Origin of the sequence: Trichococcus shcherbakoviae, assembly GCF_963666195.1 — a bacterium.
GTDB classification, from domain to species: domain Bacteria; phylum Bacillota; class Bacilli; order Lactobacillales; family Aerococcaceae; genus Trichococcus; species Trichococcus shcherbakoviae.
This window is the reverse complement of the sequence record NZ_OY762653.1, coordinates 2,514,846-2,528,172: the sequence shown is the minus strand read 5'-3', so window position 1 is coordinate 2,528,172 and position 13,327 is coordinate 2,514,846. Positions and strand designations below refer to the sequence as shown.

The 13,327-nt window shown below is 47.6% G+C and carries 8 protein-coding genes; 2 read left to right on the top strand and 6 right to left on the bottom strand.

What is annotated here, in order from left to right; all coding sequences use genetic code 11:
- Positions 1 to 1,074: 1,074 nt before the first annotated feature.
- The 3 genes from ACKPBX_RS11930 to ACKPBX_RS11920 form a co-directional block, all read right to left on the bottom strand.
- Entirely contained in the window at positions 1,075 to 3,354 is a 2,280-nt protein-coding gene (locus tag ACKPBX_RS11930; protein WP_319995525.1) for a maltose phosphorylase MdxK, read from the bottom strand.
- Between the two features lie 167 nt (positions 3,355 to 3,521).
- Positions 3,522 to 4,832: an alpha-amylase family glycosyl hydrolase gene (locus tag ACKPBX_RS11925; RefSeq protein ID WP_140186308.1), complete on the bottom strand. Its 1,311-nt coding sequence runs from the start codon at positions 4,830 to 4,832 to the stop codon at positions 3,522 to 3,524.
- Between the two features lie 20 nt (positions 4,833 to 4,852).
- Positions 4,853 to 6,556, bottom strand: a complete 1,704-nt coding sequence (locus tag ACKPBX_RS11920; protein ID WP_319995524.1) for an alpha-glucosidase — start codon at positions 6,554 to 6,556, stop codon at positions 4,853 to 4,855.
- A gap of 341 nt (positions 6,557 to 6,897) precedes the next feature.
- On the opposite strand from ACKPBX_RS11920, the gene proC reads away from it, so the two are divergent.
- Positions 6,898 to 7,716 carry a pyrroline-5-carboxylate reductase gene (proC, locus tag ACKPBX_RS11915; RefSeq protein WP_119094056.1) on the top strand — a complete coding sequence of 273 codons (819 nt, stop codon included), beginning with the start codon at positions 6,898 to 6,900 and terminating at the stop codon, positions 7,714 to 7,716.
- 104 nt (positions 7,717 to 7,820) lie between these two features.
- Here proC and perR read toward each other — a convergent pair whose 3' ends face one another.
- Positions 7,821 to 8,312, bottom strand: coding sequence for a peroxide-responsive transcriptional repressor PerR (perR, locus tag ACKPBX_RS11910; protein ID WP_086629687.1), 492 nt, complete (start codon positions 8,310 to 8,312; stop codon positions 7,821 to 7,823).
- Between the two features lie 282 nt (positions 8,313 to 8,594).
- Here perR and ACKPBX_RS11905 point away from each other — a divergent pair, with 282 nt between their 5' ends.
- Positions 8,595 to 9,692, top strand: a complete 1,098-nt coding sequence (locus ACKPBX_RS11905; protein ID WP_119094055.1) for an FUSC family protein — start codon at positions 8,595 to 8,597, stop codon at positions 9,690 to 9,692.
- A gap of 104 nt (positions 9,693 to 9,796) precedes the next feature.
- Here ACKPBX_RS11905 and ACKPBX_RS11900 read toward each other — a convergent pair whose 3' ends face one another.
- Together ACKPBX_RS11900 and pulA are read right to left on the bottom strand one after the other, a co-directional pair.
- Positions 9,797 to 10,609: a Cof-type HAD-IIB family hydrolase gene (locus ACKPBX_RS11900; RefSeq protein ID WP_319995523.1), complete on the bottom strand. Its 813-nt coding sequence runs from the start codon at positions 10,607 to 10,609 to the stop codon at positions 9,797 to 9,799.
- A gap of 342 nt (positions 10,610 to 10,951) precedes the next feature.
- A complete protein-coding gene (gene pulA / locus ACKPBX_RS11895; RefSeq protein WP_319995522.1) occupies positions 10,952 to 12,931 on the bottom strand; it encodes a type I pullulanase in 1,980 nt (659 codons plus the stop codon).
- Positions 12,932 to 13,327: the final 396 nt, after the last annotated feature.

Here is a 13,327-nt window from a genome sequence, read left to right as displayed (position 1 = left end):
ATTATTTATTTAACTGTCGGCTGGATGAATCAGCAACTTTCATATGATAACATCGTTTTATCTTGCTGTCAACAATGAATCTTATCTTGACGCTGCCTTACAAAAGACAACTTCATAATACTATCATCATTTCAAACCTGTGTCAAACAGATTTCAGAATAAAACGCGTCGGATTACCGAGGAACTAAACTTTACCACAAAAATGTAAGCCCTGTCAACAGGAGTGCATCGGCATTATTGTGGATTCATCATTTTAAGGGAAACCCGATTATTTTTTCAATTGTAGGGCTGCATATACTGAATTCCCCAAAAATACTGCTGAAACAGCGCGAGAAAATCAAAGAGGCAACCTCAAATTGCGAGGTTGCCTCACTTCATGCTTGTAGCACTAGTTCCTGTTGATTTATCTACCAACAATGTAGACGTTGGTATTTAAAGTTAATGTTCGTTGACATGATCTTCGTTCATGTGAGTCTTACAAACTTCCGGACTTCTTTTCCACTGAATGAGGAACATGGCCACAATATGAAGTTGTAGTACTGAAGATTCATCAAACATTTAAACGGGGCATCTCGCCACTCACATTTAAACACGAATCTTCTTCGAGATAACATTTTAAGTTTACTCGCCTAAAATGTTTCTCACTTCTGAACCTTTATCCATTCTATTACGGTTTTAACTTCACAGGTTAAATCAATTTTTCATAGTTTTTCAAGCTAATCTAAATCTTTTCTGCTGCTACGTTACTTTTTTCATTCAATCTGTCATGTTGAATCTTTTCTAGATTTTTCGGGTCTATACTTAAAGTCTCTACTCGATCATGAATGAAATTAAAACCATAAGATGCAAGAACTTCAATTGGTTCTATGTAAAGAATTCATTTTATACAACCCTTTCGAGTTATATATCCTTCTTTACACTGTAATAATAACATGAAAGCGCTTGCCTTTCAAGTGAATGTTGCCCATTTTTTAAAAATTATTTGAATTTGTTATTTGAATTATTTTTGTGTATTCCTCCAAGTTCGATGACAGAACGCAAATCAGGGCTGCCTTCCAGCAGCCCCCAATTCGATCAGAGCTTCGTCTTGACGGCGACAGCTTCATTCACTTGCACCAATTCATCATTTAAATACACAGCTAGCTCTGGTCCTTCTTCAACAGTGAGGGTCACTTCTCCACCGATCACTTGCACATCAAGCAGGCTGCCGCGGAAATTGATTTTGAAGTCATAACCTTGCCAGTTTTTCGGAACAAATGGTTTGAAATGCAGGAATCCGTCTTTCACGCGCATTCCGGCAAAGCCTTGGACGATAGCCAACCAGGCACCGCTCATCGAAGTGATGTGGAGCCCGTCATCCGTGTCATTATTGTAGTTGTCCAGATCCAACCTTGCGGTGCGCGCGTACAATTCGACCGCTTTTTCTTCCTTTCCGAGTTCCGCAGCCAGAACGGCATGAACGGAAGGCGACAAGGATGATTCGTGCACAGTCATCGGTTCGTAGAAATCAAAATTGCGTCTCTTTTCTTCCATGCTGTACCGGTCATTCAGAAAATAGATGCTCTGCAGCACATCGGACTGTTTGATGAACGGAGAGCGGAGTATCTTATCCCATGACCAATGCTGATTCAATGGCCTTTCGCTCGGATCCAACGTATCGGCAGGACGAAGGTCTTTATCAAGGAACGTGTCATGCTGGACAAAAACCCCCAGTTCCTCATCATACGGATAATACATCCGGGCAACAATATCTTTCCAGCGGTCCGTTTCCGCTTCCGTCAGGCCATGCTCTGCCCATTTCTCGGGGGACCCTTTTTTGAGCGCGTCCAACGTGTACTGGAGTGTCCACGTCGCCATATTGTTGGTGTGGTAATTGTTGTTGACGTTGTTTTCGTACTCGTTCGGGCCAGTAACGCCATGGATCATATATTTTTGGTTGCGTTTGGAAAAATGGACCCGATCCGCCCAGAACCGGGAAATACCGACGAGGACATCGATCCCTGTTTCGACGAGATAGCTTTCATCCCCTGTGTAGTTCGTATAGTTGTAGATGGCATGCGCAATCGCCCCGTTGCGGTGGATTTCCTCGAAAGTGATCTCCCACTCGTTGTGGCATTCGACCCCGGTGAAAGTCACCATCGGATACAAAGCCCCTTTCAATCCCTGCTGGCGTGCGTTGTGGAAAGCACCCGGCAACTGCTGATGACGGTAACGCAACAATTGGCGGGTGACTTTCGGATCGGCCACGGAAAGGTACATCGGCACCATGTATGCCTCCGTATCCCAATAGGTGGCGCCGCCGTATTTCTCGCCGGTGAAGCCTTTCGGACCGATGTTCAAGCGTTCGTCTTCTCCATAATAGGTAGAAAACAATTGGAAAAGGTTGAAGCGGATCCCTTGCTGAGCTTCGTCTTCGCCCATTATTTTCACGTCCGCTTTCGCCCATCTCGCTTCCCAAGCACGTTCATGCGCGGCGAGAAGCGTGTCGTAGCCTTCTCCAACAGCTTCAGTTGCCATCTTTTTGGCGATGAACGCCTGCTCGGCATCCGGAATGTCCCGGCTGGTGATGACAGCGACATACTTGTCCAAAATGATCTTTTCGCCCGCGGAAACGAGTCCGGAAAAAGTTTCTTCTACTAAAAGGCCGCTTTCGTTGCTGCCGGTTTGCCCCAATCCGGAAATGCGGTTGCTCATTGCTGCTGTGACTGTAAACCGATCGATCCCGAATGGATTCGGAATCGTTTTGGTGCTCAGACTGACAGGCGCATCCAGCGTGCGACCAGCTTCCTCCCAGAACATTTCCTCGTAATTCGAATCCTCATTCGTCACGTTGCCGTCCAGACGCGGATGGAATTCCAGGTCGGCCGAGCCTTTCAGCACTTCTGCCGTTACCCGCACGAGACAAAGCTCCTTCTGGGATATGCTGACGAAGCGCTGAAAAGTGAACTTGATTTCTGCAGCATCGCCCTCGCTTTTCCAAATGAAACTGCTGTTCAATACGCCGCGCTGCATGTCCAATTCCATGTGGAAATCCGCAACAGGTTGCTTCGCCAAATCAAGCGGTTCGCCATCGATAAGGACTCCGACAGCAATGAAGTTCATGGCATTGATGACTTTCCCGAAATATTCCGGGTAGCCGTTCTTCCACCAGCCCACACGCGTTTTGTCGGGATACCACACGCCCGCCAAGTAGGTCCCTTCATGTGTATCGCCTGAGTAGCCCTCCTCAAAATTGCCTCGCATCCCCATATATCCGTTGCCGATCGCGGTCAGACTTTCCTGCAGACGCTTCTCTTCTATATTCAACACAGTTGTCTTTATTTTCCAAGGATCGATATCAAACAGTCTTTTCATATAACAGTCCTTCTTTCCGGAATCAGATGCCGGTCCTTTTCGGAGCCCGCATAAGAATGATTGTTTTGATGTCTCTATTATCCCAATTTTGACCACCTCGATGCAAGCGTAATCACGATTGATACTGCTGTATTTCCGATCCGCCCCATCATTCATCCCCTGCAAACTCAGACCTCGGTCAGCAGCGCTTCGCCGTAGCTCTTGAACAATATCGGCACGCTTCGGGTTTCCAGCAAACCTTCACTGATTTGATAGTCCTGATCATCCAACAGATTGCGGTAAACACCATCCGGTAAATCGACAGCAACTTTGGCAGCTTTCCCATCCAGACAGAAAATGCCCGTCAGCCTTTCGTTCCCATGCCGATAATAGCCGATAACTGTCTCCGCTCCGGAAGCTGCCTTCATGTCGTAACTCCCTTCCCGAACGGCAGCTTCCCTTTTGAAACGTTGCAGCCGCTGCAGCAAGGGCGTCAGATCCTCCTCGCTGGCCCACGCAATCGGATCCTTTTCGAACAGATCCGGAAGATGGTCCGTCGCGGTCTCCTGTCCGCCGAAGAGCAGCAGTGTCCCTTTCTGGAAATAGGCAAAGGCAGTCCAATTCCGCAATCTGCCGATGTCATCGATCTTTGAGCGGATGCGCGGGTGATCATGGTTCTCCAAGAAACGCAGTTTGACGTAATTAATGGGATAGATGCCGTCCTGAAAAAGAAGGATATCCAGATAGTTTTTGAGGCTGATTTCTCCCCAGAAGTAAGCCTGTTGGAAATCGTGCACATCATAGTCATAGGTGATGTCGAACGCTTCGTACAATTCACTGTCGGAATGCCCGACATTACCGCGATCCCGATTCATCCTCAGAAAACTCGGGTGGACTGATTCAGCCAACCAGACGACACCTTCTTTGACTTCTGCGACTTCTTTTCTGGCGCGGACCCAAAAGTCCAAGGGCACGAGACTCGCGACATCGCAGCGGAAGCCGTCCACAATCGAAGCCCACTGTTTCAACGTCTCAATCTGATAATCCCGCAAATCCGGATGGCTGTAATCCAAGTCGACGATGTCGTACCACTCGCCGACTTTGTTGCCCATTTCGCCGTTCGGTCTACGGTAAAACCACTCCGGATGTTGTTCGACAAGCCGTGAATCCGGCGAAGTGTGGTTGTAGACGACATCGATCATCACCTTCATGCCCAAATCGTGGATAGCGGCGGCCAGTTCTTTGAAGTCGTCCATCGTTCCGTATGCTGGATTGACAGCGCGGTAGTCTTTGATGGCGTAGGGACTGCCTTCCACCCCTTTGCGCTTCGTTTCGCCGACGGGATGGATCGGCATGAACCAGATGATGTCCGCGCCCAGCCCCCGGATCCGTTGCAGATCAGGGATAACGGCAGCAAAAGTCCCTTCAGGTGTATGGTTACGCACATATATGCAATAGATGATTTCATTCCGTAAGTTCAAGCGTGTGTCTTTTGCCATAAAGATCCTCCTTGACTAGTTTAACTATTGTAATCGGTCTGGAAAACAGCCACACCGTAAGGCGCCAGGTACAAGGTTTCCCCTTCCATTCTGTTCCCTTCATTCTGCAACAGAATCTGGCGGTAAGCATGCTGTTCCAACGGGTGAAGCACGAATTCGCGCGGTTGGTCCGTGACGTTACAGATGACCAATCCGACTTTCTTGTCCATCACGCGCTCGTAGACAAAGAAGTCATCGTGCGTATCCCAGAGACGATAGTCCCCGTCAATGAACAAATCCGTCTTCTTCAGATCCAATACTTTCCGGTAAAAATGCAGGATACTCTCGGAGTCGGCTTCTTCCGCCGCTACGTTATAGGCCGCTTCGACATTGACACCACTCCATGGGGCAACCGTCGAAAAACCGGCAAAAACTGACTGGCCCCATTGCATCGCACCCCGGCTGGCATCCTTGGAACTTTCCCGCAGATTGTAGAGAACTGCTTCTTCGCTGTATCCCAAAGCAAGCGCATTCTTATAAAACGTTTGCGCTTCCGGGGAATGGAAATCGTTGATGTCATCGAGGAAAAGATTCTTCATCCCAATTTCTTCCCCGTTCAGGATAAAGGGGATGCCCTTCTGGAGATACATCAATGCTGCCAACATTTTCGCGCTGTTATCGCGGTAGGCAGTGTCGTCCCCGATCCGGGAAACGACCCGGGCCATATCATGATTATTCCAATAAAGCGTCGGACCACCGACATCCGCCATGACTTTCTGCCACTCCTGCAGATTTTTCTTGAAGGCGCCGTAGAGGAGTTTCGTCTTCTGCATATTTGGGGAAAGGCGCGGGTCTTTCGCTTTATCATCCATCGTGAAGTAACGGAAAGTGATGACCGTATCGCAGCCTCCGACAACCGGATCCGTATAGGAACGCGCCAGCTCGACGGTGGCCGAGGCTGCCTCCCCGACGATGAAGGTGTCCGGATAACGTTCCCGCAAAGTTGAGGTGAAGAATTTCATGTACTCGTTGATTTTTGGAAGATTGGCGTAATAGTTCTCGGCCAGGCCGATTTCCCCTTCATCCAGCCCTTCCACATCCGGGAAACCTTCTTGCTTTTGCAGATGGATGAAGGCATCCAAACGGAAGCCGTCGACTCCCTTGTCGAGCCAGAAAAAGGCGATGTCGACCATCGCGCGCCGCACTTCCGGATTGGCCCAATTCAGGTCGGGCATTTCCTTCGCAAACAGATGGAAATAATATTGGTCACCTGCTTGTTCCTTTTCCCAGACGGTGCCTGTGAAAAACGATTCCCAGTTGTTAGGCAAATCTTTCCCGCCGTTTTTTCCGTCCGCCCAGATATAATAATCGCGGTAGGGATTGCCTTTCCCCTTCAATGCTTCCTGGAACCAAGGATGTTGGTCCGAAGTATGGTTCATCACAAAATCGAAGATGACTTTGATGCCTCGTTTGTGCGCCTCCAGGATAAGCTCTTCAATTTCAGACATCGTCCCAAAAATCGGATCGATCTCCAGAAAATCGGAAATGTCATAGCCATTATCGACTTTCGGCGATTGGAAGATTGGATTCAGCCATATCATATTGACGCCCAAATTTTGAATATAGTCCAATCGGCTAATGACACCGCGGATGTCCCCGACACCGTCACCGTTGGAATCCTGGAAACTCATCGGATACACTTGATACACAATCAATTCATGCCACCACTCACGCACATTACCCATATCAAAAACCTCACTTTTATGATGTGAAAAGCGGAACGGGTTCGCTCAGCCCTGAAAGAAATTTAGGAAATCGTGCCGAATGAGCATCGAAGAGCGCAATAGGTACGATTTATCTAATTTCCGAAGGGCTAACCCGTGAAGCTAGCCATCATTATTCGTTGGAAAAATACTTACCTTAAGCTTACCCAAAAGGCCTAATAAAAACAAATCACAGGATGCGATGATGCCCATACTTTGCAGCATTCCATCATTTTGTGTACGATTTCCCCATTTCCTTGGTATAATGATGAAGTTAAAGCAATTAAACTAACTTACTCAACATCCAAAAGGAGTCCTCATTCATGAAAAAAACAATCGGATTCATCGGCAGCGGGAATATGGGCGGAGCCATCATCGGCGGGCTTGTCGGTTCTGCACTTGTCGCACCTAACCAAGTCATCGTATCCAGCCAAGATAACGAAAGCCTGCAAGCCTTGAAAGAACAACACGGCATCCGCATCGCGGCAGACAACAGACAAGTGGCAGCCGAATCGGATATCCTCTTTTTGGCAGTCAAACCGAATATCTACAATGTCGTCATCGACGAAATCAAAACGGCCATCAAAGAGAATGTCGTCATCGTTACGATTGCAGCCGGAAAAAGCTTAAGCGACATCGAAGAACGCTTCGGCCGCAAGTTGAAAGTGGTCCGCGCCATGCCGAACACCCCTGCATTGGTCGGCGAAGGCATGACCGGCATCTGCGCAAATGAAGTGGTAAACGTCGCTGAGTTGACTGATGTCAAAAACATCTTCGACAGCTTCGGTCGCAGTGAAATGGTTTCGGAATACATGATGGACGCAGTTACAGGCGTCAGCGGTTCTTCCCCGGCCTTGGTCTTCATGTTCATCGAATCTTTGGCAGACGGAGCCGTCCGCGGCGGCTTGCCCCGCCAACAAGCCTATAAATTTGCGGCGCAAGCAGTCCTTGGTTCCGCAAAAATGGTGCTGGAAACCGGTAAACACCCAGGCGAACTGAAGGACATGGTCTGTTCCCCAGGCGGAACGACAATCGAAGCCGTTGCCGAATTGGAAAAAAATGGATTCCGCTCAGCGGTCATCTCGGCAGTCCAGACAACCATCGACAAATCCATTGCCATGAGCAAACCGAAAGAGAACTGAACCTATCCAAAACGAACCCCCTGAGCCGCTACGTTGGCTTAGGGGGTTCATTTGTGATACAAAAAAACTCTCCCTCTCAAGATTGGAGGAAGAGCTCATACTTATTAATGATGGTGGTGATGATGTCCCGCAGCTTCGGCTCCATCATCGACGTCTTCTTTTTGGACCCCTTTTTCCAGGCACTCAGGACAGATGCCGTAGACTTCCATGCGGTGATGGCTGACCTGGAAACCGGTCAAATTCTCGGCAACCATCTCCACATCATCCAATACCGGATAATAAAGATCGACGATTTTTCCGCAGCTTTCACAGATGGCGTGATAATGTTGCGTGTTGCTGAAGTCGAAACGGCTTGAAGCATCCCCATAAGCCAATTCCTTCACAAAGCCAATTTTTACAAAAAGTCTCAAGTTGTTGTAAACAGTGGCTGCGCTCATGTTAGGAAAACGATCGGCCAACGCTTTGTAGATATCATCCGCTGTCGGATGCATTCTGGACTCGACCAAATATTCCAAAATCGCGTAACGTTGCGGTGTAATTCGGATATTTGCGTTTTTCATTTTTTCGATTGAATCATTTACGATTGTATGGTGCATGGTGTATCCCCCCTCTTCTGGAATCACTTGTATATGATAGTCATTATAATTTACATTTAGCTGAGTTCATCATATATCGATTTGTCAAAAATAGCAATACATAAGCCCCTGACATTCACAAAAAAATACTTACTTTTCATTACTCGGACGCAGATGGAGGCGTATCCACCGCAAAAGTTGTCCGACAACAATCCTATCAATCTTTACATGGACACGGGATTAGTATATTCTTAACAAGGATTACTCTTTTAATATCATTTATTGACATGGAGCTGAACTTATATGAAACTTGGCGCCCGCACCTTTAAAACGGGTCTTGCCGTCGCATTATCAATGATCGTCGCCCAATACTTCGGATTCGAAGGCGGGGGTGTCATCGCAGGCATTGCTGCCATCTATTCCACCCAGCCTTCACTCGGCCGATCATACGCAAATCTGAAGAGCCGGATGATGGCAAACACGATTGGCGGCTTGGTCGCTGTGTTTGTCGTCATGACTTTGGGATACAACATCTATCTTCTCGGCATTTCGGTCATGCTGCTGATCGCCATCCTGAATGCTCTCAAGCTCGAAGACGTGATCGGGCTGTCGATCGTGACATTGATCGTCATCATGGTCGGCACGGATGACAATTTGATGTTGAGTGCAACCTACCGCGTATTGGAAACGTTCGTCGGCGTCATCATCGCCTTTTTGGTCAATACATTCGTCGCCCCTCCGCGGTACGATGAACGCTTGTACCACACGGTGGACTATGCCACTACCGAGTTTCTGATTTGGATCCGCGCCGGTTTGCGCAAGAACACCGAATATTCCATCATGAACAACGATCTGAAATGGGCACGCACGCAGCTCAAAAAAATGGACAACCTTTATCAATACTTGACCGAAAGCGGTCTGTTCAACAAACAAAACAAATATCAGAACAAAAAGATGCTCGTCGTTTACCGCAAAATGATCCAAACGACCCGCTCCGCCTTCCACGTCCTGGAAGTCCTGCACGATTACGAAAATGTTTTCTATCAATTCCCTGTTGAAATGCGCATCATGATCCGTGAACGTTTGGAAACCTTAATGAGCGGCCACGAACAGATCATGTTGAAATTCAGCGGACGCGTTCGGGCCAATCAAGTCAATTTCTTTGAAGCCGATAAGGCCCAACGCCATGAAATGATGGATGTCTTTTTCCAGCGTGCCCAGGAAGAAAGTGATTACGGCAAGTACAGCAGTTCTGAAAGCTACGGCATCATTCATCTGATGAGTGCCATCCTGGCTTACGAAGACGATCTGGTCCACTTCAACAAATTGGTCCGCAGCTACAAAGCGACACCGGGCAATAAATCCAAGAACATAAACAATATCGAAGACATCATCCACTGAACTACCGAACCAATTTGTTCAGTGGATGCGAATAAAGGCGCGCAATCGACCCAGAGTATTTCTGGTCGATTGCGCGCCTCTTTTCTATTCCGGAAACATTTTCCTTAGCTTGGGAAAGCCCATTTCTCGATGGCATGGGCCACGCCGTCTTCTTCGTTGGATAAGGTGATCTCGTTCGCGATGCTCTTAAGATTGTCGGTTCCGTTCGACATCACGACGCCCAGACCGGCAACTTGGATCATTTCATAATCGTTCTCGCCGTCGCCTAGCGCCATCACTTCCTCCATCGCGATCCCGAGATGGTCCGCCAATTTTATCAACGCGGTGCCCTTATTCGAGTTCTTTTCCATCACTTCCATAAGGAAATCCTGGCTGCGGACGATATAGAAGTCATCACGCATCTTGTCGGGGATGGCCGAATCGATGACATCCACCTCGTTCGGCTCGCCGATGTAAAGGATCTTCATCAAACCCATCTCTTCGCTTACTGCTGTGGGATCCAATACGCTGATTTCCATGTTGACGAGAGTGGCATCCTTTTGCATCGATTCCGTCACTTCATCTTCCAAACTGTAATAATGGTGCTCGCCAACCAACAGTGTCCCAACAGAAAAACCTTTTCCGAACTCGTAAATTCCCTGCACCTCGGCGAGCGTCAACGTTTTTTTGTATACCGTTTCGTCCGTGTCTGCACGCAGAATGTAGGCACCATTCTGGGCGATGATGTAGTCCTCGTGTTCCCCGAATCCCAATTCATCGGCATACGGCTTGATGCCTGCAGGCGGACGGCCGGTGCAAAGCACGATTCTGATTCCACGGCGCATTGCCTCTTGGATCGTCTCTTTTACCTTATGCGTCATCACTTTCTGTTCATTGACCAACGTGCCATCGATATCGATCGCTATCATTTTTATCATTTGTATATCCCACCTCATCATTATCGTGCAATATCCTACTCAGTTCATTGTACCAAAGATTGCTCTAGGATGTGATGATCTTGTTCGATACGGAATGGAAAATGTTGCAAAGGATAGCAATCAGGGTGTCGCATGTTGTCTAAGTCCGACGGCGCAGGCCTTGGCCGGAGTTCAACGCGGATTCGATAGCTCTACTCCGGGCAACACCCGTTGGCAGGAGTAGAGCACGGTTTCGATTGCTCTCCTCCTGCCAATCCTTCCTTCACCGGAGTTTAGCTCCTGATTGTGCATTCGCACTCAAAAAAACGGTCGCCTCAAATGAGACGACCGCCCGGACTACCATCATTTATTCTTCACAAGCACTGTAACGGAAAGGTATTCCACCCGGATGCGGGATAATCCTTCGATTATTCTCGGTTCATCCACGTTCGTTTTTCCGTCCTCGATCAACACCCGATAATCCCCTGTTTCGACATCAAAATCGATCGCATTCGTCTGGCCATTGAAGATGACGTAGTATAATTTTTCCGTATCTTCGAGTTGGTAGACAACAATCTGGTAATCAGCTTTCAGGATATTCATATGCCCCTTGACATCATCGATGGTCCGCAAGCGGAATAACGGCTCCCGTTTGCGTAATGCAATCAAACCTTTCATGTAATCCACAGCCTGTTTCATCTCGAAACGGCGGTGCCAATCCATGCGGTTAATTGAATCCGGCGCATTGTAGCTGTTCTCCAGCCCGTTCTTTGTGCGCATGAACTCTTGCCCTGCATGAATGAACGGGATGCCTTGGCTCAGCAGAACGAAGCTGCTTGCCAAAAGATGGCGCCGCATACGGGAACCTTCATCATCCCATGGCAGCGAAATCTTCAATTTGTCATAAAGCGTCAAATTGTCGTGAGCCTCCACATATTGCACCATCTGGGCTGGAGTCTTGTAGTTGCCTCGGCTAGCGGGGTAGTACGCTCCGCCTTGCAGATTTGTGGCGATCCAGCCTTCCATGAACGGTTTGCCGGTGACAAAGCCGGTATCGTTCCCGCTGTTGAAGTCGGAACCTTTGATTGCTTCACGCAACGCATCATTGAAATGAGCCACACCGGGCATGCGGTCCGCATTCTGTTGGACAGCCTTTTCGGAAGGAGGCAGATTGGTGTTCAGATTCCACCCTTCACCGAGCATGATGATGGAAGGATCGATTGCATCCAAAGCGATACGGATTTCATTCATCGTTTCGACATCATGGATTCCCATCAGATCAAAGCGGAATCCGTCCATGTGGAAGTTCTTCGCCCAATAAGTGATGCTGTCGATGATGTATTTGCGCATCATGTAACGCTCCGAAGCGGTATCATTGCCGACACCCGTCCCATTGGAGAGCGTTCCATCAGTATTTTTGCGGAAGTAATAACCCGGAACAGTTTTTTCCAAAGCATGCAATTTCGGTAAATAGACGTGATTGTAAACGACGTCCATGATGACGCGGATTCCCGCATCATGCAAACTCTGAATCATTTCCTTCATTTCCAGTATCCGAACTTCCGGTTGATAGGGATTGGTCGCATAGGATCCTTCCGGAACATTGAAGTTCTGAGGATCATAGCCCCAGTTATATTGTTCCAACGGTTTCAACTCATTGACTGTAGAAAAATCGGCCATCGGCAAAAACTGGACATGCGTTACGCCAAGCTCTTTCAGGTAATCCAGCCCTGTCTTGTCGCCATCCGCAGATAAGGTACCTTGCTCGACTACACCTAGAAATTTGCCTTTGTTTGCAATCCCGCTTGTTGGGGAAATCGTGAAGTCACGAATATGTAATTCATAAATAATGGCGTCGACTGGTGAAGCGATCGGCTCCAATCGGGCTCCCCATCTTTTAGGATTCGTTTTCAAGACATCCAAAATGACAGAGCGTTCTCCGTTTGCGGTGGTCGCATAGCTATAGGGATCAACTGTCTCAACAACTTTGCCATCCGGAAAAGTAATGGCGTATTTGTAGGCAGTGCCCGCATAGTCCCCAATCATAATGAGTTCGTGAGTCCCTCTTCCACCGTTCCCCATCGTGTGTCTTTTCTTCTCTTTGCGATACAGACTTTCATAAACGATTACTTCTACGCTGAGCGCAGTCGGAGCCCATAGCCGCAGAATAGTCCGCTGCGGTGTATAGAGTGCTCCCAATTCCCCATCAAATGAATACTTTTTATCAAAAACAGGCGACTGTACAAATTGCTCTAGTCGATAATCTAAATTATCTAAGTTATTTTGATAATAAGTAGTCGATAGAACGTCAGTCCGTTTCCGTTCATCAACTTGTATGTACATGACATTACCTCCGAAAAATCTCTCTTCTGATGAAATTGCGTTTATGCGGATGGCTATCGTGCGGCGTTTTCCAAATTTGTCTGCATATTTGTGAAATATATGGCTTTGGACCTACCCAGAACCCCTTTTATTAAAACGCTTACATCTTTTTATTACGCCATAATTATACAATAGAAACGCAATAATATCAATCTTTCAAAGGCTATCTTAAGAAATAAGGACAATACTGCTTTTGTGTTATCCTCACTACGCAAGTTTGTGAAATTCGGATTTGAAACATTTGACTTATCTGCCGCTATGTGAATAGAAATACGGAAATTCCACAGAAAAAGCCTACATTTACCGGACAATACGGCAAATGTAAGCTTTTTATTTATGTGATTTATTTGTGATGGT